Raw genomic sequence first — 25,022 nt, 5'->3', positions numbered from 1 at the left:
GGGGCTCGTCGAGCCGGCCGGCGTGCATCGCCTCGCCCAGCATGGGCAGCCGTTCGAAGAGTTGCCAGGCGAACTCGAACGTGCTGTCCGCGCGGCGGCGCGACCACGTCAGCGCGGCCCGGGCCTCTTCGGCGGCGAACTCGCCCGGGCTGCCCACCCGGGCCACGGTGTCGCCGCTGCCGGGCCGGCGCATCCCGGTCTCCAGCAGGGCACGCAGGAACACCGCCTGGGCGTGACAGGCCTGCCGGTGGGCCGCGCTTATCACGTCGACGGTGTCGTGACCGCTGACCCGGCGAACCGGCACCTCGGCCAGCGCCGCACCCAGCCGCGGCCCGGGCGGCACCGACGCGAACCCGGCCGGCAGCGGCACGGGATCGAAGGGCCGTTCCCGACCGCTGCCGCTGCCTTCGGCCAGGAACCCGGCCAGCGCCTCGTCGAGCCGCCGCGCCGCCGGATCGTCGACGGGCACCAGCCGGACGTGCTCCACGGCCCGGAAACCAGTGCCGCTACCGAGCGATGCGCGCACGCCGACCTCCTCCCGCCACCGCGAACCACCGACATCAACGCATGCAGACAGCCTATTTCGAACACGGGAGCGACGCAACTCGACGACGAGGGCGCCCGGTTTCTCGAAACTCCCGGTCAGGCCTGCCAGAACGCCTGGCGGGCGACCGAGCCGTTCACGGTCCGGCGGTACTGGCCGGGCGACTGGCCGGTGTGCTTCTTGAAGACGACGCTCATGTACTCCGAGTGGCTGAAGTTCAGCCGCTCGGCGATCTGCTGCAGCGTCCAGTCGGTCGAGGAGAGCAGCTCGGCGACGTGGGCGACGCGGACCCGGATGATCTCGTGGTGGACCGTCCGGCCGAGGGTCTCGGCGAACCGGAGGTCGAGCGCACGGCGCGAGAGCCCAACGTGCCGGAGCACGGCGGTGACGGCGAGGTTCTGGTCGGAGTTGTCGCGGATGAACCGCAGGGCCTCCGAGACCAGCGGGTCCTCGACGGCCAGGATGTCCGACGACTGCCGGGCGACGATGCGGGTCGGCTCGATGAGCCGCAGCCCCGGCTCGAGGGAGTGGCCCTGCATCATCAGGTCGAGCAGATGCGCGGCCAGGTACCCGGTCGCGGTCGTGTTGGGCTCGATGCTCGACAACGGCGGCGTGGTGAGGTTGCCGATCAGCTCGTCGTTGTCGACGCCGATGACGGCGACGGAGTCGGGCACCGCCAGGCCGGCGATCTTGCACGCCTCGAGGACCTCCTGGCCGGCGATGTCGTAGCAGGCCAGGACGCCGACCGGCTTCGGCAGGCCGGTGAGCCAGGCGGCCAGGAGCTCGCGGTCGGCGGCGCGCATGCTGGACGGCTTCATCCGGAACTCGTGTGGAGTCGCACCCTGCTGGCGGACGTGCCCGGCGAACCACTCGCTCCGCTTCACCGACCAGGCGAACCGCTCGTCCCCGCAGAAGGCGAAGTTGCGCAGGCCGCGCTCGGCGAAGTGGCCGACGGCCCAGCGCGCGATGGTGCCGTCGTCGGTCTCGACGCCCGGGAGCTCCGGGACCAGCCGGGCGGCGCTGAGGTCGACCGTCGGCAGGCCGATGCGGCGGATGAACCGGGCGGTCTCCTCGTTCTCGATCCTGGCCAGCACGCCGTCACCGTGCCAGCCCTCCAGCCACGAGAAGTCGGTCTCGTGCCGGCTGTGCTCGGCGAGGTACAGCGACCAGTGCGGATGCTCCTCGACGTACTTCTTCACGCCGACCAGCAGGCCGCGGGCGTAGGCGTTGGAGGTTTCGACCAGCAGCGCGACGTGCCGCGTCCCTGTGACACCCATGGAAAAAATCTAAGGTCTGATGCTGGATTGCGCATGGTTCGCCCCGATGTGTCCTCCGTAGCCTTTCACGACACAGGAGGTCAACGATGACGCAGAAAGTGCGGGTAGCCATCGCCGGACTGGGCTTCGGCTCGGAGTTCGTGCCGATTTACCAAGCCCATCCCGACGCCGAACTCGTGGCCGTGTGCCAACGCACCGAGGCCGCCCTGAACGAGACGGCCGACCGTTTCGGCGTTGCCGGACGCTACACGGATTTCGCCGCGATGCTCGAGGACCCCGACATCGACGCGGTGCACATCAACACCCCCATTCCCGACCACGCGAACCACACGATCTCAGCGCTTCGGGCCGGCAAGCATGTCGCCTGCACCGTCCCGATGGCCACGACCCTGGACGAATGCCGGTCGATCGTCGCGGCCGTCCGGGAATCGGGCAAGAAGTACATGATGATGGAGACCGTCGTGTACTCCCGCGAGTTCCTGCACGTCAAGGACCTCGTCGAGAACGGCACGCTGGGCCGGATCCAGTTCCTGCGCGGGGCACACCACCAGGAGATGGCCGGCTGGCCCGGCTACTGGGAAGGCCTTCCGCCCATGCACTACGCCACTCACGCGGTGAGTCCAGTGCTGTCATTGGCCGGCGCTCTGGCCGAGAGCGTCGTCTGTCTCGGCTCGGGACGGATCTCACCGGAACTCACCGCGAAGTACGGGTCGCCGTTCGCGGTCGAGAGTGCTCTCATCACGGTGCGGAATTCCCCGGTCGGCGCCGAGATCGCCCGGTCGTTGTTCGAGACGGCCCGCGAATACGTCGAGAGCTTCACCGTGTTCGGAGAACACGCGACATTCGAATGGGAACAGACGCAGGGCGCGGGTCATGTGCTGCACGTCGGCGAGATTCCCAAGCCCGTCGAGATCCCCGACTTCGCGCACCGGCTGCCGCCGCAGATCGCGCCGTTCACCACCCGCGGCGTCTACGACGACGAGAACGAGCACCTCTCGTTCATCCAGGGCAGCGGCCACGGCGGGTCCCACCCGCACCTGGCACACGAGTTCGTCCGCAGCATCGTCGAGGACCGGGCGCCGGCCATCGACGAGGTCACGGCCGCGAACTGGACGTCCGTCGGGATCTGCGCCCACGAGTCGGCCATGAACGGCGGCACCCGGGTGGCGATCCCCGACTACACGAGCTGACGCCCGCCGTCACGCACAGGTCCTCCGGCGACCACGCGCCGATCCGGCGCTCGACTGTGGAGGTATCGATGACGCCTGCCCTGACCGATGCGGAGCGGGGCTTCCAGAGGAGCCGGGTGACCCGGTTGCGCCGGCCACCGGTCTGGGTCGCCACCGTCGTCGTGGTGGCCGTCGCCGCCTGGGTGCTCTTCCTCGCGGACGGCGCACCGGCCGGAGCGGCCGTGGACGACCCCGGCAAGTTCCTGGTGACGGTCCTGGACGGGGTGACCTTCGCGGGCCTGCTGTTCGTCGCAGCGTCCGGCTTCACGCTGATCTTCGGGCTGATGCGCACCGTGAACATGGCCCACGGGTCGTTGTTCCTGCTCGCGGCCTACGTCGCCATCCGGGTCCAGGAGGCGATGGTGGGCCGGTCGCGCAACATCGACCCGGCGGACGTGGGCCTGCTCGACTGGCTGGTCCCGCTGCTGGCCGGCGCCGGGGTGGCGGCCGTACTCGGCCTCGCGATCCAGCAGGTGTTCCTGCAGTGGAACGAGGGCCAGGAGATGCGTCAGACCCTGCTGACGCTCGCCATCACGGTCGTGCTCGCCGACCAGATGTTGCGTGAGTTCGGCGGGCTGGCCCAGCGGGTGGTCTGGCCCGGCGCGGTGACGCACTTCTTCTCGATCATGGGGGAGCGCTACGCCGTCACCAGGCTCGTCATGCTCGGCATCGCCGTGCTGGTGGGAGTGCTGCTGTGGCTCTGGCTGAACCGGACGAGCGTCGGCATGGTCATCAGGGCGGGTGTCGACGACCGGCAGATGGTGCGCGGGCTGGGCATCAACATCCGCCGGGTGTTCGCGCTCACCTTCCTCGTGGGCTCCTTCCTGGCCGGCGTCGGCGGCGTGCTCGGCGCGTCGTTCGCCGGCGCCGCCCCCGGAACGGACGGCAGCTGGCTGCTGAACGCGCTCGTCGTCGTGATCATCGGCGGCCTCGGCTCGCTCAAGGGCGCCGCCGCCGGCTCGCTGCTGTACGGCACGGTCGTCGCCTTCTCACCGGCGTATCTGCCCAGCCAGTACTCCTACTACGCGATCATCATGACGTTCGGTCTCCTGGCGCTCGTGCTGGCCGTCCGTCCCTACGGGCTGTTCGGGAGGCCGGCATGAACCTGCGCGAACGCGTGACCGGCGAGACACTCGCCCTCGCCGGCCTGGTCCTTCTCCTGGTGCTGCTGCCGAGCCTCGCCACGGCGTTCTTCGTCAACTTCGTCATGACCCAGACGCTGATCCTGGGCCTGGCAGCGGCGACGATCGTGTTCCTGGCCAGGTACGGCGGCATGACCTCGCTGGCGCAGCTCCTGATGTTCGGGATCGCCGGCTTCATGTTCGGCAATGCCGCCCTGGACGGCGGTGCCCGCGGCCTGAACCTCGGGTGGCATCCGTGGGCCGCGGTCGTGTTCGCGATCGTCGTCACGACGCTGGTCGCGTTCGTGCTCGGCGCCATCGCGAGCCGGACCACGGGCATCTACTTCCTCATGCTCACCCTGGTCTACGGGGTCATCGGCTACTTCGTGTTCGCCCAGATCGTCGAGATCTCCGGGCCCGGCGGCATCACGAGCATCCAGCGGCCGGACCTCCTGGGACCGCCGGTCCGGCTGTACTACGCGGGCCTGCTGCTGTCGGTGCTGGCCTACGTGGGCTTCCGGGCGATCCGGCGGACGGCGTTCGGGCTGGCGCTGCAGGGCGTCCGCGACGACCCGGTCCGGATGGCGTCGCTGGGGTTCAACGTGCCGCTGCACCGGGCGCTGGCGTTCACGCTGGCCGGGTTCGCGGCCGGGCTCGCCGGGCTGCTGAACGTGTGGTGGAACGGGCAGATCGATCCCGCGTCGATCTCCATCGGCCCGACGCTGATCCTGCTGATCATCGCCGTCATCGGCGGCATCTCGTCACTGGAGGGCGCCTGGCTCGGCGCCTTCGTCTACGTCCTGGTCTTCACCTACCTGCGCGACCTCCCGCTCGTCGACCGCATCGGCATCACCGAGGCGCGCTTCAACACCGTCATCGGCGTCATCGTCCTGGCGATCATGGTCCTCTCGCCCGAGGGCCTGACCGGGATCGCGCGCCGCCTACCCGTACGCACGACCCGGAAGGAACTCGGAGGGACACGAGCATGAGCAGACTGAGGAGACGGGCATCGCTGGCGCTGTCCGTGACGGCCGGGCTGGCCCTGCTGGCCGCCGGCTGCGGCGGAGGAGACGACGACTCGACGGGGCTGCCGGCCGACCAGCAGAACGCCGCCGGAGAGGGCGACGGCTCGCCGTCCGGGACCGGCGACGGTATCCGCCTGGGCATCCTGGGCCAGTGCGAGGGCCCGTTCGGCGGCTTCCACGAGGACGTCGTCGCGGGCACCACGCTCGCTCTCGCGCGGTTCGCCGGCGCGACCCCGAACTCCACGACCAGCGCTCTGGAGGGGTTCAGCGGCGCGGAGGTCGCGGGCACGCCGATCGAGCTGGTCGGCATCGGCTGCGGCGACGACACCGCCGACCGCATCGTGCAGGAGGTGCGCCGGCTGGTCGAGCAGCTGGGCGCCAACGTCATCATCGGACCGCTCTCCGGCGACGAGGGCATCGCGATCGCCGAGTACGCCAAGGCGAACCCCGAGCTCACCGTCTTCGCCGGCATCTCGGGGTCGCAGGAGCAGACGCTGCAGGTCCAGGCGCCCAACTACTTCCGGTTCTACGGTGACGGCGCCATCTGGAGCGCCGGCCTCGGTGACCTCCTGCACAACCAGGAGGGCTGGGACACGGTCGCGGTCATCGCCGACGACTACAGCTTCGGCCACACGTCGGCGGCCGGGTTCATCGCCGACTTCTGCGCCGTCGGAGGCGAGGTCACCCACCGCGTCTTCCCGCCGCTGGGCACCACCGACTACTCGTCCTACATCGCTCAGCTGCCGAACCCCGACGAGGTCGACGGCTACTTCTGGGCGGTCGGCGGGACGGGGACGCAGGCGGCGCTGGAGGCGTTCGTCAACGGCAAGGGCGACCTCACCGGCGACCAGCACGCGGGCAACCTGTTCTTCAACCCCGACCTGGCGCAGGCGCTCGGCACCGACATCGCCGGGGCCTACGTCGGCGGCTTCGCCACGCTGCCCGGCGACGTCCGGACCCCCGAGATCGAGGAGTACCTGGCCGCGGCGGACGAGACCTGGGAGACCATCCCCGGCTCGCTGAGCGGCAACGAGCCCGCGCCGCCGTCGGTGGCCGCCGCGTTCGGCTTCTTCTACGGCTACTACACCGCCGGGGTCGCGCTGGTGGAGTCGCTGGAAGCGGTCGGCGGCGACATCTCCGACCTCGACGCCTTCCACGAGGCGATCGCCGGGCTGACGCTGGACCTCCCGTACGGCGACATCAGCCTGGACGAGAACCGCAGCGGCATCGTCGACGTCGGCCTGTCGCGCCTGGTGCTCGACGAGTCCGGCGAGGTCGTCCAGGAGACCGTGGCCATCGTGCCGGGCGTCGACCAGACCTTCGGCGGCACCTTCAGCCCCGACACCCCCTCGCCGGGCCGGGACTTCCCGGCCTGCGAAGAGCGCGACCTGCCGTGGGTGGGCAACGCCATCCCGGTCGTCGACGGCGTCCCGCAGAGCTAGGGAGACCACGATGGCGTCCGTCGTCCAGGTCCGCGCGGTCACGGTGGCGTTCGGAGGCCTGCGCGCCCTGCGCGGTGTCGATCTCGACATCGCGCAGGGCGAGCGACTGGCCGTCATCGGACCGAACGGTGCCGGCAAGACCACGCTGTTCAACGTCATCGCCGGCGACATCGCGCCGACGGCCGGTGCGGTGGTGATCAGAGGGCAGGACTGCACCTACCGGCCGTCGCGGCACCGTCCCCGTCTCGGGCTGGCGCGGACGTACCAGAAGGCACGCGCCTTCTCCGGCCTGACGGTGCGGGAGAACATCTACCTGGCGCTCGCCGGTCATCGCGGCCGGCACCGGGCGCTCTGGCGGTCTCCGGCCGATCGCGCGATGAGCGACGAGGCCGGCGAGGTCGCCGACCGGGTCTGGCTGTCGGCCCAGCTCGACACGGTGGCGGGGGAGCTCGCACACGGTCAGCGACGGCAGCTCGAGCTCGCGATGGCCATCGCGACCCGGCCGGACGTGATGCTGCTCGACGAACCGGCATCGGGCCTCTCCCGTGGCGAGCGGGAGCGGCTCGTCGACCTGCTCGAGTCGTTCGACGAGCGGCTGACCCTGCTGCTCATCGAGCACGACATGGACGTCGCGTTCCGCATCGCGCAGCGGGTCGTCGTGATGGCCGACGGCGAGCAGGTCATGGCCGGCACGCCCGAGCAGGTGCGTGCGGACCCGCACGTCCATCGGATCTATCTCGGCACGGAGGCGGCGGCATGACACCGGACGACGCACTGCTCGAGGTCCGCGGCCTGCGAGCCGGCTACGGAGCGTCGGTGGTTCTCGACGGGCTCAGCTTCAGCATGGGGGTCGAGTCGGTCGCCGTCGTCGGGCGCAACGGGATGGGCAAGACCACGCTCTGCGACACGCTGGTCGGGTTCCTGCCGCCGTCGGGCGGGGAGGTCCGGCTGGCCGGCCGGCGGCTGGACGGGCTCGCGCCCGAGACGATCGCCCTCGCCGGCATCGCCTACGTCCCCCAGGGACGCCGGCTGTTCCCGTCGCTCACGGTCGACGAGCATCTCGCCATGCTGGCCCGGCGGACCCGCGGCAGGAGGTGGACGCCCGCCGCGGTCTACGAGCTGTTCCCGCGGCTCGCCGAGCGCCGGCACCACGGCGGAGCCGACCTGTCCGGCGGGGAGCAGCAGATGCTCTCCGTCGGCCGGGCGCTGCTGCTGAACGCGCCGCTGGTCGTGATGGACGAGCCCTCGGAAGGGCTCGCGCCCACGATCGTCGACGTGCTGGTCGACGCCGTCCATCACCTGGTGGCCGAGGGCGTCGCCGTCCTCGTCGTCGAGCAGAACCTGCGGGCGGCCGTGCGCATGGCCGATCGGCAGCTCGTCATGGTCTCCGGCCGCATCGAGGCCGAGTTCACCGGCGACGAGCTGCTGGACCGGCCCGAGCTGCAGCACCGCTATCTCGGCGTCGGCTCGACGGCGCCGGCCGGCATCGCCACGGCGAGCAACCACACGGAAGGGGAGCGCGCATGACGTCGACGAGGAAGCTCGGTGCCAACACCTGGATCTGGACCTCGCCGCTGACCGACCAGCGGCTGGCCGAGCTGGCACCGCGGATCCGCGAGTGGGGTTTCGACGTGATCGAGCTCCCGGTCGAGAACGTGGGCGACTGGGACCCGGGCCGGGCCGCGACGCTGCTGGACTCGCTCGGCCTGTCGGCCACCGTCGTCGTCGGCATGGGACCCGGCCGCGAGCTGGTGGCGACGGACCGGGAGACGATCGGCACCACACGCGACTTCCTGCGGCACGTCGTCGACGTCGCCGCGGCGGTCTCGTCGCCGGTGGTCGCCGGGCCGATCTACACCTCGGTCGGCCGGACGTGGCGCATCGGCGAGGCCGAGCGCCGGGGGTGCTACGCGCAGCTGCGCGACAGCCTCGGACCGGTGGTCGGGCATGCGATGGACGCCGGGGTCACCGTCGCCGTCGAGCCCCTCAACCGCTTCGAGACCAGCCTCATCAACACCGTCGACCAGGCGCTGGAGGCCCTCGACGGCCTCCCGGCCGCGGGCTGCGGCCTGGGTCTGGACGTGTTCCACATGAACATCGAGGAACGCAGCATCACCGAGGCCATCCGGAGGGCCGCCGGCCGGATCGCGCACGTCCAGGTGTGCGCGAACGACCGTGGCGCGCCGGGAGCGGATCACCTGAACTGGCCCGGCATCGTCGCGGCGCTCGACGCGGCCGGATACCGGGGCCCGCTGGTGATCGAGTCGTTCACCGGTGACAACGCGACCATCGCGACGGCGGCGTCGATCTGGCGGCCCTTGGCGAAGACGCAGGACGCCATCGCCGTCGACGGTCTCGCCTTCCTCACCGGAGTGGTGCGGGGAGGGGGTGTGTCCTAGGCGAACTCTGCACGTCGGGTCGGTCCCCATCCGCAACGAAGCGACGGTGAGAGGTCAATGCGACGACTTTATCGTTACAGCACAGTCACGGCGGCGACGGCCTTCCTGGCCTCACTGCTCACAGGCACCGCCATCGGCTCGGCGCACGAGGCCGAGGACGAGTACGACGTCCTGTTCTTCCACAAGACGACCGGCTTCCGGCACGACTCGATCCCGGCCGCCCTCGCGGCCGTCGAGGAGCTGGGCGCCGACCACGGGTTCACGGTGACCGAGACGCAGGACGCGGCGGTCTTCACCGATGACGGTCTGGCCGGGTACGAGGCCATCGTCTTCTTCACCGACGGCGAGAACACCCTCGACGCCGGCCAGCGCCAGGCGTTCGAGCGCTACATCCACCGCGGCGGCGGATTCGCCGGCCTGCACTCGACGTCGAACATGGACAAGACCAACTGGCCCTGGTGGTCCGATCTCATGGGCGGCGCCTTCTTCCGCAACCACCCCTCCGGCGCGGACCAGTTCCAGGACGCGACGGTCCGGATCGAGGACGCCACCCACCCGTCGACGGCCGGTCTGCCGGCCGAATGGGTCCGCGAGGACGAGTGGTACAACTTCACGGCCAACCCGCGGGAGAAGGTCCACGTCCTGGCCACGCTGGACGAGTCGACCTACAACCCGGGGTCCGGCGCCATGGGCGCGGACCACCCGATCGCCTGGTGCGCCAACTTCGACGGCGGGCGCACCTGGTACACCGCGCTGGGGCACAGCTCCGAGCACTACGACGAGCCGCTGATGCGCGAGCACCTGCTCGGCGGCATCGAGTGGGCCGCCGGCGTCGCCGAGGGCGACTGCGGCGAGCCGCGTGAGGGCATTCCCACCGAAGCCTCGTTCGAGAAGATCGCCCTCGACGACAACACCGCCAACCCGATGGAGCTCGCCGTCGCACCCGACGGCCGGGTGTTCTACGTCGAACTGGGCGGCACCGTGAAGATCTACGAGCCCGACACGGGCGCCGTGAAGGTCGCCGCGCAGATTCCCGTGCACCGCGGCAACGAGAACGGTCTGCTGGGCATCGCGCTCGACCCGGACTTCGAGACCAACCAGTGGCTGTATCTCTTCTACAGCGCCCCGTCACCGGAGGTGCAGCACGTCTCCCGGTTCACCGTCGACGGCGACGAGCTGGACCTGGCGTCGGAGTCGGTGCTGCTGGAGATCCCGCACCAGCGAGAGGTCTGCTGCCACTCCGCCGGCTCGATGAGGTTCGGACCCGACGGCAACCTCTACATCTCCACCGGGGACGACACCGCCCACTTCGCGTCGCAGGGTTACGCCCCCATCGACGGGCGCATCTACGACGGCCAGGTGAGCGAGGACGCCAAGCGCTCCTACGACGCGCGCCGGACCTCGGGCAACACCAACGACCTGCGCGGGAAGATCCTCCGTATCACCCCCGAGGACGACGGCACGTACTCCATCCCCGAGGGGAACCTCTTCCCGCCCGAGACCTCCGACCCGGACCTCACCCGGCCGGAGATCTACACCATGGGCCACCGCAACCCGTTCCGGATCGCCATCGACGACGAGACCGGCTGGGTCTACGCCGGCGAGGTCGGGCCGGATGCCGGCAGCGACAACCCCAACCGCGGCCCGCGCGGGTACGACGAGTGGAACCAGATCCGCGAGGCCGGCAACTACGGCTGGCCGTACTGCATCGCCGACAACCAGGCCTACCGCGAGTGGGACTTCGCCACCAGCACCCCCGGCGAGTTCTTCGACTGCGAGAACGGCCCGGCCAACGACTCGCCCTTCAACACCGGCCTGGACGTGGTGCCGCCGGCCAAGGACGCGTTCATCTGGTACCCGTACGGCGTGTCGCCGCAGTTCCCGGAGCTCCCGACGGGCGGTGGCCGCACGGCGTACGCCGGCGACGTCTACCACTACGAGGAGGGCCTGCTCGGCGACGGCCAGTTCCCGGAGTACTACGACGGCGCCGTGTTCGTCATGGAGTGGTCGCGGAAGTGGATCGGCGCACTGCGGCTGGACGAGAACGGCGACTACGAGAGCTTCGAGCAGTTCATGCCGAGCACGCTCTTCCGCAGCCCGCACGACATGGAGTTCGGGCCGGACGGCGCGATGTACCTCATCGAATGGGGCATGGACTTCAACTACGCCGGAGGGAACGTCAACCCCGACTCCGGCCTGTACAAGATCAACTACACGAAGGGGGCCCGCACCCCGATCGCCGAGGCCGGCGCCGACCGCGACTCCGGGGCCACGCCGCTCGAGGTCACGTTCTCCAGCGAGGGCAGCAACGACCCGGACGGCGACGAGCTCACCTTCGCGTGGGACTTCGGCGACGGTACGACGTCGGACGAGCCGAACCCCACGCACACCTACACCGAGCCCGGCGAGTACACCGTGCGGCTGACGGTCACCGATCCGTCGGGGCGGTCCGGCACCTCGAACCTCACCATCACCGCCGGGAACACCCGGCCCGAGGTGACCATCGAGTTCCCGGCCCACGGGCAGGTCTTCGACTGGGGCGACGAGATTCCCTACCGGGTCACCGTCGACGACGCCGAGGACGGTTCCGGCGCGGCGATCGACTGCGATCGCGTGACCGTCCAGCAGGGGCTGTATCACGACGAGGGCGGCAACGCCCACGTCCATCCGGGTCAGCCGCAGACCGGGTGCGAAGGCGTCATCGTCACCCAGCACGACGCCGAGCACGGCGACGCCGCGGACATCTCGCTGACCGTCACCGCCAGCTACACCGACGACGGCGGTGAGCCGGGCTCGCCGGCGCTGACCGGCGGCGTCACGCACCTGCTGCAGCAGGCGCGCAAGGAGACCGAGCACTTCGCCGATTCGGCGGGCATCGAGGTCGACGACGCGGGCGACGCGGAGACCGGCGGCGGCGAGGCCATCGCCGGCCAGGACGGGGCCTGGGCGTCGTACGAGCCGTACAACCTCGCCGGCATCGGCGAGATGACGCTGCGGGTGGCCGCGGCCGACGACGCCACGGTCGAGGTACGGCGCGACGCTCCGGACGGCGAGCTGCTCGGCACCGCCCAGATCGACGGCGACGTGGAGATCGGCCGCGTCCCGGGGCCGGACGGGTTCGGCAGTGCCGTCCAGTTCAACTCCGGCGGCGCCACCCGGTACGCCGAGCTCCCGACCGGCGTGGTCAGCGACCTGACCGGCGACTTCACCATCGCCACCTGGGTCAACCGCGCCGCCACCGGCCAGGAGTGGTCCCGGATCTTCGACTTCGGGTCCGGCACCGGCGTCAACATGTTCCTGACGCCGAACGCCGGCGGCGCCCCCGGGCTCCGCTACGCCATCAAGCCCTCGGGGGCCTCCGAGCAGCAGATCACCTACAACCAGGAGCTGCCCGCCGGGTGGCACCACGTGGCGGTGACGCTGTCCGGAACCACCGGGACGCTCTGGCTCGACGGCGCTCCGGTCGCGACGAACACGGCTATGACGTTCAACCCGGCCGAGCTCGGCGAGACGACCCAGAACTGGCTGATCCGGTCGCAGTACTCCGCGGACCCGTACCTGAACGCGACGCTCGACGAGTTCCACATCTTCGACAGCGCTCTCACTCAGGCGCAGCTCCAGGCGCTCATGGCCGGACCCGCCGGTGACGCCGGCGGGAACGTCGTCGCCTACGACTTCGACGAGGCCGGCGGCAGCGCCGTCGCGGACTCGTCCGGTCAGGGCAACGACGCGACCATCGTGGTGGCCGACGGCGCCGCGACGTGGCAGAGCGTCACCGTCGACCTGGCCGCGACCGTGGGGACGTTCCCGCTGCATCTGGTCTTCCCGGACGGGCCGGTGCGGGTGAACTGGATGGAGCTCTCCGCCGGCGTCGAGGTGCCGGCGGTGTCGGCCACCGTGGCTCCGGCCGAGCCGGACGGCCAGGACGGCTGGTACGTCTCGCCGGTGACGGTGACCCTGTCCGCCGACGACCCCGAGGCCGACATCGAGTACCGCCTCGGCGAGGGGGAGTGGACCGCCTACACGGGGCCGCTCACCCTGGACCAGGACGGCACCCACACGGTGGCGTACCGGGCGACCAACGCCGCCGGGACCTCCGAGCCCGGCACCGTCGAGGTGGCGGTCGACCTGACCGCGCCGGAGACCACGGCGACGGTCGAGGGCCAGCTCGACGGCGACGTCTACCTGGGGCCGGCGACGCTGACGCTCGCCGCCACGGACGCGGCGTCGGGTGCCGTCGAGACGCACTACCGCCTGGCCGGCCAGGGCGACCACACCGTGTACTCGGGGCCGGTCACCCTCGATCCGGCGGCGGTGTACGAGGTCGAGTACCGGTCGGTGGACGCGGCTGGCAACGCCGGCGACTGGCAGCCGCTGACCGTCGTCGTCGCCGACACCACGGTGATCGTCGGTGGTGTCGACTCCGGTGTGGCGAACCGGACGGTCTCCAGTGGCACGACGGTCAACGACCTCATCCTCGACGACCAGTCGTGGAGCAGCCGAGGGGCGTTCCTCCGGCACGTCACCGAGGTCACCCGCCAGCTGCAGGCCGACGGCGTCATCACCGCGCGCGAGGCGAGCAGCATCCAGCGGGCCGCGGCCGAGAGCGACGTCGGGAGGACCGGCGGCGGCTTCGTCCTCGGCTGACGGGGACCTGACCGCGGCGGGCACTCTCCTCCCCGCCGCGGTCGGCAAGAACCGGGGCCCGGCACGTTCTGTGCCGGGCCCCGGGTCATGCGGCCGGCAGGCCGGGCTCGACGACGATCCAGTCCGGGTACTTGCCGGTCCGGTCGTCGCCGGACGAGCGGCCGGTGAGCCGGCGACGCACCCACGGGAGGACGTAGCGGCGGTAGTAGCGCAGGTTCTCCGCCACGGTCGGCGCCGTCCGGCGTCCGGCGGCCGGGGCCATCCACTCGTCCGGGTACGAGGCGCCCAGCGTCTGGAGCACGCGGGCCGCGACCCGCTGGTGACCGGCGGAGTTCAGATGCAGACGATCCTCCGCCCAGTAGTCGGCACGGGCGAGCTCGGCGTCGGCCCAGTTGTTCGTGAACGGCACCTCGTACTTCGCCGTGAGCGCCACCACCTCCGACGTCAGCCGGTCGCCGAGCTGGCGCATGCGTCTGCCCAAGGGCAGGCCGCGGGTGGGGTCGCCGCCGCTGAGGACGATCGGCTGGACGCCGGACTCCAGGCAGCGCAGGATGACGTGCTCGGTGAGCGCGCGGAGGCGGCCGATGTCGGCTCGCGGGCGCAGCAGATCGTTCCCGCCGCCGTTGAAGGTGAGCGCGGTCGGCTCGAGCGCCAGCGCCGGCTCGAGCTGTTCTGCCACGATCTGGCCGGCGAGCCGTCCCCGGACGGCGAGGTTGGCGTACTCCACCGGCGCACCGCGGTCGCGGGCGAGGCCGCTGGCGAGCAGGTCCGCCCAGCCGCGGGGGAAGCCGTCCGGGAGTTCGTCGCCCACGCCCTCGGTGAAGCTGTCGCCGATCGATACCAGCCGCATGGCGTCAGTATCGGCCACGCGGTGCCGAAGGGGTTCGGGCCGCCGTCCCCCTGCTGCCCCATCCTCTTGCCGCGAACGTGCGCGTCAAGCGGACTGTTGGCGCTTCGCGCGACGATGACCGCATGACCACCCGCCCGCGGCCAAGAACGGGCAGCGATCAGAGGGACGGCGAGGATGTGGGCACACCTCGAGGTTGGCGTGCCCGTTTCGCCCCGCTTTGCCGGACTGTGGACAGCGATGATCATCCAGGATCGCTGACATCACGAGGTTTGTCTGAGCATCAACACCCTTACAGCCCTGGTGATGCTCGGGTAATCCTCGTGATGGCCCGCGAATCACGGCGGAATCTCACCAGGTGGACGCTTCAGGGCAGTAACGCCGCCCATAACCAACGCGGCGAGCCCCGCGCGAACCCCGCCACGAAGGCGTCGAAAGAAAGATTCGAACCACCCGTACCCCTCTGGGCCGCGGCGGCGATGACAGAGGTGAGGTTGCGGCCCCGGTTCGCTGCGGAGACCGGGGTCGCAACCTTCATGTTCTCCGGCCGCCGCTGGCACACTGTGCGTGACGTGACCCCGGTCGGAGACGGAGGCCCTCGGCATGACGATGTCGTTGCAAGAGATCGCCGACCGGCTGGAGATCGAGCAACTCCTCGTCCGCTACTGCCACGCCATCGACGAGCGCGACTGGGCCGCCTACCGGGCCGTGTACACCGCCGACGCCGTCATCGACGACGTCACCGCGGGGCCGGGCAACAGCGTGGACGACATGGTGACGTTCCTGTCCCGCGCGCTGGAGCGCGTGGTGGTGATCCAGCACGCCATCTCGACCTCACGCGTCGACATCGACGGCGACACGGCCAGGGCGAAGACCGTCTGCCATTGCCCGGTGGTCCTCGACCGCGGGAACGGCGAGGCGCGGATGTTCTTCCAGGGACTCTGGTACGAGGACCAGCTCGTCAGGACCGCGGACGGCTGGCGGATCGCCCGGCGGGCCGAGACCGGGTACTTCCACGACATGCCGTCCGACTTCAGCTTCGAGTGATCGGAACCGAGAGGAGACCGCGTGGTGCGATTCAGCAGCGTGCTCGAGTCCAGTGGCGGCAGCAAGGCCGGCTTCGTCGTGCCCGACGCCGTCGTCACCGTCGGCGACACCTATGACGTCGAGGTCGAGCTCGACACCGCGCCGCGCGAGGTGGAGATGCCGGACGACCTGGGCGCCGCGCTCGATGCCGCGCCGGCGGCCAAGGAGTTCTGGCAGACGCTGTCTCACAGCAGGCAGCAGTGGCACGTGCTGCAGGTGACCGGCGCGAAGAAGCCCGAGACGCGGGCCAAGCGGGTCGCCGCCTCGGTCGCGATGCTGGCCGAGGGGCGAGCCCGCTGAGGTCACCGGGCGATGCGCGTCACCGCACGGCGGCGCCGGCCATCGCCTGGAGGCGGCGAATGCGGTCCACCGTCGGCGGGTGGGTGCGCAGCAGGTTCGCCATGCCGCCGCCGGCCAGCGGGTTGGCGATCATGAGGTGCGCCTTCGACGCGATGGCCGGGTCCGCGGGCAGCGGCAGTGCGCGGGCGCCGCGTTCGATCTTGGCCAGCGCGCTGGCCAGGGCCAGCGGGTCGCCGGACAGCTGCGCGCCGTCGGCGTCGGCCTCGTACTCGCGGCTGCGGCTGACGGCCAGCTGGATCAGCCCGGCCGCCAGCGGCGCGAGGAACACCATGAGCAGCGCCGCGAGCGGGTTGGGCGCGTCGTCGTCATCGGAGCCGAACGGGAGGAAGAGGGCCAGGTTGGCGACGGCGGTGACGATGCCGGCCAGCGCGGCGGCCACGCTGGAGATGAGGATGTCGCGGTTGTACACGTGCGACAGCTCGTGGGCCAGCACCGCGCGTAGCTCGCGCGGGCTCAGCAGCCGCAGGATGCCCTCGGTGACGGCGACCGCGGCGTGCTCGGGGTCGCGGCCGGTGGCGAACGCGTTCGGCTGCGCGACCGGGCTGACGTACAGGCGAGGCATCGGCCGGCCGCCGGCACTGGCGAGCTCGTGCACGATGGCGTACAGCTCAGGCGCCTGCGCCGGGCTCACCGGACGTGCGCCCATCGCCCGCAGCGCGAGCTTGTCCGACCAGAAGTAGCTGCCCGCGTTCATCGCCAGCGACAGCACCGTGGCGATGACCAGCCCCGGCGCGCCGCCGAGCCAGTACCCGACGGTGAGGATCAGCGCCGTGAGTAGACCGAGCAGCACGGCGGTCTTGAGTCCGTTGCGAAAACGGCGCATGGTGTGCGTTTCCCTTCTGTCCTTCGGTGCGGTGCACCTATGGGGTGAACGCTGTGACCTCGGCGTCTGTTCCGGACTTGAGTGCTCCCGACTCAGGTTTCCACGGGTGTGCCGCCGCCGCTAGCGTCGAGGCCGTGGCCTTCGACTACGACGCCGAGCTCCGGCATCTCGACCCGCCGTTCCGCGCCGCGCTCGGCATCGGGAGGGCCGATCGCGTGCTGGACGTCGGCTGCGGCAGCGGCCGCACCACTCGCGACGCCGCCAGGACTGCGGCCGACGGGCACGTCCTGGGTGTCGACGTGTCGAAGGCGCGAATCGACGAGGCGCGCGAGCTCGCCGCTGCCGAAGGTCTGCGCAACGTGGCGTTCGACGTCGCCGACGCGCAGACGCGTCCGTTCCCCGCCGCGGCGTTCGACCTGGTGATGAGCCGGTTCGGGACCATGTTCTTCACCGACCCCGCGGCCGCGTTCGGCAACCTCGCGCGGGCGACCAAGCCGGGCGGGCGGCTGGTGATGATGGTCTGGCGGGAACGCGCCGCCAACGAGTGGGCCGGCCCGTTGATCGATGCCGTCCTGGGCGGTGCCGAGCGGCCGCCCGCCGACGACAGCGCGTTCTCGCTCGCGGGTCGCGAGTCGACGCACGCGTTACTGCGCGCCGCGGGCTTCGGCGACGTCGAGTTCTCCGAGGTGTCCCGGCGGGTCTGGTACGGCGCGGACGTCGACGCGGCACTCGAGGCGGTGCTGCAGCTGCGGGATCCGCAGCAGGCCCTCGCCCGGTTCACCGGCGCCGACCTCGTCCGGGCACGCGGGCGACTGCGCGCGGAGCTGGCCGCACGCGCGACCCCGGACGGCGTCCAGTTCGACGCCCGCGCCTGGATCGTCGTCGCCACCCGCTGAACCGCGCAGCGGGTGGCGGCAGCGTGGCCGGGACCGCTCAGCTCTCGGGGATGTCGGTCGTGACGGCCAGGGCGCGCGCGGCGTCGATGTCGGCCTCGAGCGCCTTGACCCGGGCGTCGGCGAGGCCGAGGGAGTCCGAGCCGAGGATCTGGTGCAGCGGCGCGGTGCCGGTGGTGGCGACGGTGATGATCGCGGCCGCGGCCTTGGCGGGATCGCCGAGCTGGGTGCCCGGCATGGCCTGGTGCGCCGCGGTCATCGCGCGGACGTCCGAGTACGCGTCGACCGTGGTGCTCGGCAGGCCGAGCGACTGCGGCCTGAGGAAGTCGGTGCGCAGGTAGCCGGGCTCGACGAGGGTCACGTCGATGCCGAAGTCCGCGACCTCGGCCGCGAGCGACTCGGTGAGGCCTTCCAGCGCGTACTTGCCGGCGCAGTACAGGCCCCAGCCGGGGAACGACGTGAGCCCGAGGATCGACGAGACGTTGACGATGTGGCCGCGACGATTCTCACGGAAGCCGGGCAGCACGGCCCGCAGGACGTTCCAGACGCCGAACACCTGCACGTCGAACATGGCCCGCGCCTCGGCGTCGGTGACCTCCTCGACCGCGGCGAGGAACCCGTAGCCGGCGTTGTTGACGACGACGTCGAGGCCGCCGAAGCGCTCCTTCGTCGCCGTGACCGCTGCGCGCACCTGCTCCTCGTCGGCGAGGTCGACCTCCAGGGGCAGCAGCCGGCTCGTGTCGACGCCGCCGAGCGCGGCGGTGAGGCGCTGGACCGAGCGCGTCGTGGCGGCGACGTTGTCGCCGCGCTCCAGCAGCTGGGTGACCAGGGCGAGGCCGAGGCCTCGGGACGCGCCGGTGACGAACCACGTCGCGGGTCCGGTGGTGGGCAGTGCCATGGGTGCTCCTTCTGGACCGGTCGGCCGTCTCGTCGCGGCCGGACGACTCCAGGCTCGCTCCCGCGAGAGGGCTCCGGAGGCGCACAACCGGCCCCGTCCGTCCTGGTCCGGGGCAACCTAGGACTCGGCGACCCAGGCGGGACGAGGCCGCGTCTGGGAGCATGGACGGGTGGCCGATCCACACCGAGAACTCGCCGACTTCCTGCGCCGCGCTCGAGCCGCCCGCGACCCCGCCGAGACCCCTCTGCCCGCCGACGGCCGCATCCGCCGCGTGCCGGGGCTGCGCCGCGAGGAGGTGGCGCTGCTCGCCGGCGTCTCCACCGACTACTACACGCGCCTGGAGCAGGGCCGCCGCATCGTGCCGTCGACCCAGGTGCTGGACGCCATCGCCCGCGCGCTCGACCTCGACGAGGCCGGGCGCAAGCACCTGAGCGATCTCGTCGGCGCCGCGGGCTCGCCGCGTCCGCGGCCGCGCGCGACGGTGCAACGGGTCCGGTCCGGCCTCCATCAGCTGCTGGAGGCGCTCGACACCCAGCCCGCGCTCATCCTGGGCCGCCGCACCGACGTGCTGGCGGCCAACCGCATGGCGCGGGCGCTGTTCACCGACTTCGACCGGCTGCCGGCCCGCGAGCGCAACTACGCTCGCTGGATGCTCCTCTCCGACGAGGCGCGCGCCCTCTTCGTCGACTGGGAGCAGCAGGCGCGCAACGCCGTCGAGAGCCTCCGCCTCGACGCCGGCCGCATGCCGGACGACCCGGGCACGCAGCAGCTCGTCGGCGAGCTCTCGCTGGCCAGCCCCGAGTTCCGGCGCTGGTGGTCCGAGCACCAGGTCCACCAGCGCACCTTCGGCGCCAAGCGGCTGCGCCATCCGGTCGTGGGCGAGCTCACCGTCGACTACGAGACCTTCACCCTTCCCGCCGACGGCGACCAGGCGCTGTTCGTCTACACGACGGCCCCCGGCTCCAGCTCCCGCGAGGCGCTGGGCCTGCTCGCCAGCTGGGCCCACCCGCAGGCGCCGCGGAAGCACGGCGAGGACGGCGCCATCACGGCTGCAGGAGCACCTTGATCGCCGTCCGCTCGTCCATGGCCCGGTAGCCGTCGGCCGCCCGGTCGAGCGGGAGGGTGAGGTCGAAGACCTTGCCGGGGTCGATCGCGCGGTCCCAGATGAGCTGGATCAGCTCGGGCAGGAACCGGCGCACCGGCGCGGGCCCGCCGTGCAGGTGGACGCCGGAGAAGAAGAGCTCCTCCCCGGGCAGGCTGACGTCGTGGGCGACGCCGACGTACCCGACGTGGCCTCCGGCGCGGGTGGCGCGGATCGCCTGCATCATCGACTCCTGGGTGCCGACGGCCTCGATCACGCTGTGCGCGCCGAGCCCGTTCGTCAGCTCCTTGATCCTGGCCACGCCGGCGTCACCGCGCTCCTCGACGATGTCGGTGGCGCCGTACTCGCGGGCCAGCTTCTGCCGGTCGGCGTGCCGCGACATGGCGATGATCCGCTCGGCGCCGAGCTGCCTGGCCGCGAGGACGCCGAGGAGGCCGACGGCGCCGTCACCGACGACGGCGACGGTCTTGCCCGGCCCGGCCTCGGCGGCGACGGCGGCGAACCAGCCGGTGCCGAGCACGTCGGAGGCGGCCAGCAGCGACGGGACCAGGTCCGCGTCCGGCTGTCCGGGGGTGGCGACGAGGGTGCCGTCGGCCAGCGGCACGCGCAGCAGCTGCGACTGCGCGCCGGTCGCCGCGCCGGGCCGGCGGTTGACGCAGTGCGTCTGGTAGCCGGCCCGGCAGATCTCGCAGGTGTTGTCCGAGGCGAAGAACGAGCCGACGACGAAGTCGCCGGGTCGCAGCGTCGTCACCGCGGAGCCCAGCTGCTCCACGACGCCGACGTACTCGTGGCCCATGGGCGCCGGGCCGGTCAGCTGCTCGATCCCGCGGTACCGCCACAGGTCCGACCCGCAGATGCAGGCCGCGGCGACCCGGATGATCGCGTCGGCCGGCTCGACGATCGCCGGCACGTCGCGGTTCTCGACGCGGACGTCGCCGGGGGCGTACATGACCGCTCCACGCATGGTCTGGTTCCCTTCTGTGTTCACGGCGTCAAGGAAACCCGGATGGCGAGCGACGTGGGAGTTCCTGTCGTGACGTGTACTGGCAGGGCACCCCACGGCGCGCGGACACGGCCTAGCCTCGAAGCATGGACAACCGTCACGAGGTCCGCGAGTTCCTGCTCTCGCGGCGGGCGAGGATCACGCCGGAACAGGCCGGCCTGCCCGCCGGCACGAACCGGCGGGTGCCCGGGCTGCGTCGCAGCGAGGTGGCGGCGCTGGCCGGCGTCAGCGTGGAGTACTACTCCAAGCTCGAGCGGGGCGCGCTGGGCGGCGTCTCGACGAGTGTGCTCGACGCCATCGCGCGCACGCTGCGGCTCGACGACGCCGAGCGGGCCCACCTGTTCGACCTCGCCCAGGCCGCCGACGGCACGAGCGCGCTGGTGCGGCCGCGCCGCCGCGTCGGCAAGCAATGGACGGTGCGTCCGAGCCTGCAGTGGGCGCTGGACGCGGTGACGGAGGGGCCGGCGTTCGTGCGCAACGGCCGGATGGACCTGCTCGCGGCGAATCCGCTGGCCCGGGCCTTCTACGACGAGGTCTACACGTTCGCGGCCGCGAACGGGCAGCACCCGGTGAACCTGGCACGGTTCACCTTCCTCGATGCCGCCGCGCGCCGGTTCTACACGGAGTGGGAGGCGGCCGCCGACATCGTCGTGGCGATCCTGCGCACCGAGGCCGGCCGCGACCCGCGCGACAAGGACCTGCACGACCTCGTCGGCGAGCTGTCCACCCGCAGCGACGAGTTCCGCACCCGCTGGGGTGCGCACAACGTGCGCCTGCACGGGTCGGGGACGAAGCACTACCACCATCACGTCGTCGGCGACCTCAGCCTCGCCTACGAGGGCCTGGAGATGGCGGCCGAGCCCGGCCTCACCCTCACCATCTACAGCGCCGAGCCCGGCTCGCCGTCGGCCGAGCGACTGCGGCTGCTCGCCTCCTGGGCGGCATCGCCGCGCACGGACACGCAGGCCGCGACGACGCCGAGGACGGAGGCGGACGCGTGATCATCGAGCCCAAGCCCGCCACGGTGAAGGGACCGGTCGACTGGTTCACCGGCGACGTCTGGATCGACGCGATCGCCACCCGCAAGCCCGCGCCGTCGCGCATGATCGCCGTCCGGGTGCGGTTCGCGCCCGGAGCCCGCACGGCCTGGCACTCGCACGCACACGGGCAGACCCTCCACGTCACCGCCGGCATCGCGCTGATGGGCACCCGCGACGGGACCATCCTTCGGGTGCACCCCGGCCAGACGGTCTACACGCCGCCCGGCGAGGAGCACTGGCACGGCGCGACCCCCGGCGACTTCATGGAGCACCTGGCGCTCGTGGAAGGCACGGCGGACGGCGACGGCGCCACCTGGCTGGAGCACGTCGCCGACGACGACTACCACCGGCCCTGACCCGCGAGTCCTGGGTCACCGCACGCCGTCGGGCGGGCGGGTGCGTGCGACAGCCCTCGGGGGGTATCTCACCTGCACGGGTCGCGGCGGCCAGTGGGACATGTGACGACGAGCCGCCGCGGCCCGGCCAACCCGGCTCGGCCGGCGCGGTCCACGACGTTCTCGGTAAGGGGTGGGCGAGATGGCACAGGGCGACACCAGGAGGGGCATGACGGCGACGCCGGTGCAGACCGCGGCCACCGTCGTCGGGGTGGTCTTCCTGCTGGTCGGGGTGGCCGGCTTCGTGCCCGGTATCACCACGGACTTCGACACGATCGAGTTCGCCGGGCACGAGTCCGAGGCGATGCTCCTGGGCGTCTTCCAGGTCTCGATCCTGCACAACATCGTGCACCTGCTGTTCGGCGTGGCCGGGCTGGCGCTGGCACGCACGGTCGCCGGCGCCCGCAACTTCCTCGTCTGGGGCGGCCTCGTCTACGCGGTGCTGTGGCTGTACGGGTTGTTCGTCGACCACGAGAGCTCGGCGAACTTCGTCCCGGTCAACACCGCGGACGACTGGCTCCACTTCGCTCTGGCCGCCGGGATGGTGCTGCTCGGACTCCTCCTCGGCCGGTCGCCGCGCAGAGTCGGCACCGGCGCCGCGTGAAAGGCGCCTGGCGCGACGACCCGCGGTCGCTGGCACGGGCCCAGGGCGCCTTCAACCTGGCCGGCGGCCTGTGGCCGATCGTGAGCGTGCGGTCGTTCGAGGCGGTGTTCGGGCCGAAGGAGGACCGATGGCTCGAGTACACCGTCGCGGGCCTGTTGAGTACGGCCGGCGTGGTGCAGCTGACCGCGCCGCCCGGGCCCGACGGCGTGCGGCTCGCGCGCCGGCTGGGCCTCGGCGTGGCGGCCACGCTCCTGGCCATCGACCTGATCTACGTGCCCGCCGGCCGCCTGCGCTGGACGTATCTGCTCGACGGCGCCGCGGAGGCGGGGTGGATCGCCGCCTGGGTGGCGGCGCGCGACCGGCCGCCGCGGGAGGACGACGGGTGGCGCTGGTTCAGGGCGCAAGCGTGAGCCCGACGGCGCCGTGGTCGTCGAGCTCCGCGACGACGGCCTGACCGGCGCGGATCGGGACCTGCACGATCGAGCCGGTGATGACGACGTCCCCGGCCTCGACGAAGGCGACGGCGCGGTGGAACACGTTCGACGCGACGATGGTGGGTGCGTCGTCGCCACCGCCCAGGTCGCACAGTTCCAGCGCCACGCCGAACCGGCCGGCGGCCGCCCTGACAGCGTCGGCCCCGCCGCCGGGGTCGACGGGGGCCTGGAACTGGATCGCCACCTCGACGTCGGCGCGCGGGATGCCGAAGGCGCCGACGGCCGCGGTGGTGCCGGCTCGCAGCACGGTCGCCGACGTCAGATGCCCGACGACCGGCCCGGCGCCGATCCGCTCGCGCCCGCCCGGAAACGCCGCGGCTGACGCCGCCCGGTTTGCCGGCCGCGGTTGCGGGTACGCGCCCGCGCAGACGCGATCGTGAGCGGAGGTGGGAGTGTGGCCGGCATCGAGCTGCGCAGCCCGGACTTCAGCGACCACACGGCCATTCCGGGCCGCCATGGCCACGACGAGGAGAACGTGTCGCCGTCGTTGGAGTGGATCGGCGTCCCGACGGACGCGGTCGAGCTGCTACTGCTGTGCGAGGATCCGGACGCGCCCCGCGGCCCGTTCCTCCACTGGCTCGTCACCGGGATCGACGCGCACAGCGGTGGCGTCCCCGAGCACCAGACGCCGCCCGGCGGCCGGGCCTGGCGCAACGGGTTCGGCGAGATCGGGTGGGGCGGGCCGGCGCCGCCGCCGGGCGACCCCGCGCACCGGTACTTCTTCCGGCTGTACGCGCTCTCCGCACCCGTCGAGCTGCCGGACGATCCCACCGTCGAGGACGTGTACCGGGCGGCGGACGCGGCGATGATCGAGCGCGGCACGCTGGTCGGGCTCTTCCAGCGCTGAAGGGTTCGCCTGCGGTTGGCCGTCCCCCTGCTGCCCGCGGCTGAGAACGGGCAGCTATCAGGGGGACGGGGGGAGTGCGGCGACGGCTGCCCGGGGGCGTCGGGCCCGTTACTGTGTGGCGTTGGTGTCGTGGAGCGTCCACCTGGTGAGATTTCGCCGTGATTCGGGAGACATCACGAGGATTACCCCAGCGTCAACACCCCTACAGTCATGGTGAAGCTCAGGTAATCCTCGTGATGTAGGCGATCGCCGATGATCATCGCTGTCCCCAGCCCGACAAAGCACGCGAAACGGGCACGCCAAGCGTGAGGCGTGCCCACATCCTCCCCGTCCCCCTGATAGCTGCCCGTTCTTGGCCGCGGAGCCGCGGGTCAAGCGGATCCGCGTCGGCGCGAAGCGCCCCATTGGTCCGCTTGAGGCGCGGCTGCGCGGCGAAGAGAATGGGCAGCAGGGGGACGAGGAGCCCCCGGTGCACGCCACGACTCCGACATGCGTGAACCCGGGCCAGCGCAGCGTGTCTGACGAACCTCGATCGTCACGGAGTAGCCCGGACCTCGTCGACCCGGGGCGCGATCGCCGACGCCTGGTGGGCGGCCTGAAGCGACCGTCTCTCCATGCGCCCGCCCGCCGCCTCACCCGTCGCCGGCCGGCGGCGCGAGGTGGGCGGCGAACCAGTCGCCGGCCAGCCGGGCGACCTCGTCGAGGGCGCCGGGCTCCTCGAACAGGTGGGTCGCGCCGGGCACGATCGCGAGCTCGCGGTCGCAGCGCATGGCGTGGAGGGCGTCCTGGTTGAGGCCGAGGACGGCCTCGTCGCGGCCGCCGACGATCAGCAGCGTGGGGGCGTCGACGCGGGCCAGCGCGTCGCCGGCCAGATCGGGCCGTCCGCCGCGGGAGACGACGGCGCGGACCCGCCCGCCGGACGCCGCCGCGGCGACCAGCGCGGCGG

The 25,022-nt window shown here is 71.8% G+C and carries 24 protein-coding genes and 1 pseudogene; 17 read left to right on the top strand and 8 right to left on the bottom strand.

Annotated features, from left to right (window positions below; genetic code table 11):
* The coding region (locus tag DY240_RS08115) for a hypothetical protein (RefSeq protein ID WP_147375233.1) at positions 1–526 on the bottom strand (526 nt) is incomplete at its 3' end.
* Between the two features lie 116 nt (positions 527–642).
* A complete protein-coding gene (locus tag DY240_RS08110; RefSeq protein WP_119659435.1) occupies positions 643–1,821 on the bottom strand; it encodes an AraC family transcriptional regulator in 1,179 nt (392 codons plus the stop codon).
* A gap of 86 nt (positions 1,822–1,907) precedes the next feature.
* Between DY240_RS08110 and DY240_RS08105 the strand changes: the two genes are divergently transcribed.
* The 8 genes from DY240_RS08105 to DY240_RS08070 all read left to right on the top strand — a co-directional run bounded on the left by DY240_RS08105 (position 1,908) and on the right by DY240_RS08070 (position 13,684).
* The gene (locus DY240_RS08105; RefSeq protein ID WP_119659434.1) at positions 1,908–3,011 is read left to right on the top strand and encodes a Gfo/Idh/MocA family protein; all 1,104 of its coding nucleotides are present in this window, start codon (positions 1,908–1,910) and stop codon (positions 3,009–3,011) included.
* Between the two features lie 68 nt (positions 3,012–3,079).
* The gene (locus DY240_RS08100) at positions 3,080–4,153 is read left to right on the top strand and encodes a branched-chain amino acid ABC transporter permease (RefSeq protein WP_119659433.1); all 1,074 of its coding nucleotides are present in this window, start codon (positions 3,080–3,082) and stop codon (positions 4,151–4,153) included.
* Positions 4,150–5,160, top strand: a complete 1,011-nt coding sequence (locus DY240_RS08095) for a branched-chain amino acid ABC transporter permease (RefSeq protein WP_119659432.1) — start codon at positions 4,150–4,152, stop codon at positions 5,158–5,160. Before DY240_RS08100 ends, DY240_RS08095 begins: the two co-directional genes overlap by 4 nt.
* Complete coding sequence (locus DY240_RS08090; RefSeq protein ID WP_119659431.1) at positions 5,157–6,638, top strand: ABC transporter substrate-binding protein; 1,482 nt, start codon at positions 5,157–5,159, stop codon at positions 6,636–6,638. The genes DY240_RS08095 and DY240_RS08090 overlap by 4 nt, the downstream gene beginning before the upstream one ends.
* A 10-nt stretch (positions 6,639–6,648) precedes the next feature.
* Entirely contained in the window at positions 6,649–7,398 is a 750-nt protein-coding gene (locus DY240_RS08085; protein WP_119659430.1) for an ABC transporter ATP-binding protein, read from the top strand.
* Complete coding sequence (locus tag DY240_RS08080) at positions 7,395–8,165, top strand: ABC transporter ATP-binding protein (RefSeq protein ID WP_119659429.1); 771 nt, start codon at positions 7,395–7,397, stop codon at positions 8,163–8,165. The genes DY240_RS08085 and DY240_RS08080 overlap by 4 nt, the downstream gene beginning before the upstream one ends.
* Positions 8,162–9,037, top strand: coding sequence for a sugar phosphate isomerase/epimerase family protein (locus tag DY240_RS08075; RefSeq protein WP_119659428.1), 876 nt, complete (start codon positions 8,162–8,164; stop codon positions 9,035–9,037). The genes DY240_RS08080 and DY240_RS08075 overlap by 4 nt, the downstream gene beginning before the upstream one ends.
* A 57-nt stretch (positions 9,038–9,094) precedes the next feature.
* A complete protein-coding gene (locus tag DY240_RS08070) occupies positions 9,095–13,684 on the top strand; it encodes a ThuA domain-containing protein (protein WP_119659427.1) in 4,590 nt (1,529 codons plus the stop codon).
* Positions 13,685–13,769: 85 nt separating this feature from the next.
* Here the strand turns inward: DY240_RS08070 and DY240_RS08065 are convergent, their stop codons facing one another.
* Positions 13,770–14,534, bottom strand: coding sequence for an SGNH/GDSL hydrolase family protein (locus DY240_RS08065; protein ID WP_119659426.1), 765 nt, complete (start codon positions 14,532–14,534; stop codon positions 13,770–13,772).
* A gap of 600 nt (positions 14,535–15,134) precedes the next feature.
* Here DY240_RS08065 and DY240_RS08060 point away from each other — a divergent pair.
* Together DY240_RS08060 and DY240_RS08055 are read left to right on the top strand one after the other, a co-directional pair.
* Entirely contained in the window at positions 15,135–15,578 is a 444-nt protein-coding gene (locus DY240_RS08060; protein WP_199701060.1) for a nuclear transport factor 2 family protein, read from the top strand.
* A 21-nt stretch (positions 15,579–15,599) separates the two neighbouring features.
* Positions 15,600–15,917, top strand: a complete 318-nt coding sequence (locus DY240_RS08055) for a YdeI/OmpD-associated family protein (protein WP_199701059.1) — start codon at positions 15,600–15,602, stop codon at positions 15,915–15,917.
* A 19-nt stretch (positions 15,918–15,936) separates the two neighbouring features.
* On the opposite strand, the gene DY240_RS08050 is transcribed toward DY240_RS08055, so the two are convergent.
* Entirely contained in the window at positions 15,937–16,800 is an 864-nt protein-coding gene (locus tag DY240_RS08050) for a M48 family metalloprotease (protein WP_119659425.1), read from the bottom strand.
* A gap of 134 nt (positions 16,801–16,934) precedes the next feature.
* On the opposite strand from DY240_RS08050, the gene DY240_RS08045 reads away from it, so the two are divergent.
* Positions 16,935–17,696, top strand: a complete 762-nt coding sequence (locus tag DY240_RS08045; protein ID WP_119659424.1) for a class I SAM-dependent methyltransferase — start codon at positions 16,935–16,937, stop codon at positions 17,694–17,696.
* Between the two features lie 37 nt (positions 17,697–17,733).
* Here DY240_RS08045 and DY240_RS08040 read toward each other — a convergent pair whose 3' ends face one another.
* On the bottom strand, positions 17,734–18,591 hold the full coding sequence (locus DY240_RS08040; RefSeq protein ID WP_119659423.1) for an SDR family NAD(P)-dependent oxidoreductase: 858 nt from the start codon (positions 18,589–18,591) through the stop codon (positions 17,734–17,736).
* Between the two features lie 169 nt (positions 18,592–18,760).
* Here DY240_RS08040 and DY240_RS08035 point away from each other — a divergent pair, with 169 nt between their 5' ends.
* Positions 18,761–19,657, top strand: coding sequence for a helix-turn-helix domain-containing protein (locus DY240_RS08035; protein ID WP_119659422.1), 897 nt, complete (start codon positions 18,761–18,763; stop codon positions 19,655–19,657).
* On the opposite strand, the gene DY240_RS08030 is transcribed toward DY240_RS08035, so the two are convergent.
* Positions 19,635–20,657: a zinc-dependent alcohol dehydrogenase family protein gene (locus DY240_RS08030; RefSeq protein ID WP_119659421.1), complete on the bottom strand. Its 1,023-nt coding sequence runs from the start codon at positions 20,655–20,657 to the stop codon at positions 19,635–19,637. The two genes, DY240_RS08035 and DY240_RS08030, sit on opposite strands and share 23 nt — an antisense overlap.
* 125 nt (positions 20,658–20,782) lie before the next feature.
* On the opposite strand from DY240_RS08030, the gene DY240_RS08025 reads away from it, so the two are divergent.
* The 4 genes from DY240_RS08025 (at position 20,783) to DY240_RS08010 (ending at position 23,145) form a co-directional block, all read left to right on the top strand.
* Entirely contained in the window at positions 20,783–21,697 is a 915-nt protein-coding gene (locus DY240_RS08025; RefSeq protein ID WP_119659420.1) for a helix-turn-helix transcriptional regulator, read from the top strand.
* On the top strand, positions 21,694–22,092 hold the full coding sequence (locus DY240_RS08020; protein ID WP_119659419.1) for a (R)-mandelonitrile lyase: 399 nt from the start codon (positions 21,694–21,696) through the stop codon (positions 22,090–22,092). The genes DY240_RS08025 and DY240_RS08020 overlap by 4 nt, the downstream gene beginning before the upstream one ends.
* 208 nt (positions 22,093–22,300) lie before the next feature.
* On the top strand, positions 22,301–22,735 hold the full coding sequence (locus tag DY240_RS08015; RefSeq protein ID WP_119659418.1) for a DUF4383 domain-containing protein: 435 nt from the start codon (positions 22,301–22,303) through the stop codon (positions 22,733–22,735).
* Positions 22,732–23,145, top strand: a complete 414-nt coding sequence (locus tag DY240_RS08010; RefSeq protein WP_119659417.1) for a hypothetical protein — start codon at positions 22,732–22,734, stop codon at positions 23,143–23,145. Before DY240_RS08015 ends, DY240_RS08010 begins: the two co-directional genes overlap by 4 nt.
* Here the strand turns inward: DY240_RS08010 and DY240_RS08005 are convergent.
* Complete coding sequence (locus tag DY240_RS08005) at positions 23,129–23,476, bottom strand: hypothetical protein (RefSeq protein WP_119659416.1); 348 nt, start codon at positions 23,474–23,476, stop codon at positions 23,129–23,131. The genes DY240_RS08010 and DY240_RS08005 overlap by 17 nt on opposite strands.
* A 147-nt stretch (positions 23,477–23,623) precedes the next feature.
* On the opposite strand from DY240_RS08005, the gene DY240_RS08000 reads away from it, so the two are divergent.
* Positions 23,624–24,076, top strand: a complete 453-nt coding sequence (locus DY240_RS08000) for a YbhB/YbcL family Raf kinase inhibitor-like protein (protein WP_119659415.1) — start codon at positions 23,624–23,626, stop codon at positions 24,074–24,076.
* A 632-nt stretch (positions 24,077–24,708) separates the two neighbouring features.
* Here the strand turns inward: DY240_RS08000 and DY240_RS07995 are convergent.
* Positions 24,709–25,022: pseudogene (locus DY240_RS07995) on the bottom strand (alpha/beta hydrolase); the annotation flags it as partial.

Origin of the sequence: Jiangella rhizosphaerae, assembly GCF_003579925.1 — a bacterium.
Lineage (GTDB): Bacteria > Actinomycetota > Actinomycetes > Jiangellales > Jiangellaceae > Jiangella > Jiangella rhizosphaerae.
The sequence above is the reverse complement of the archived record's forward strand: the minus strand, read 5'-3'. Positions and strand labels throughout refer to the sequence as shown.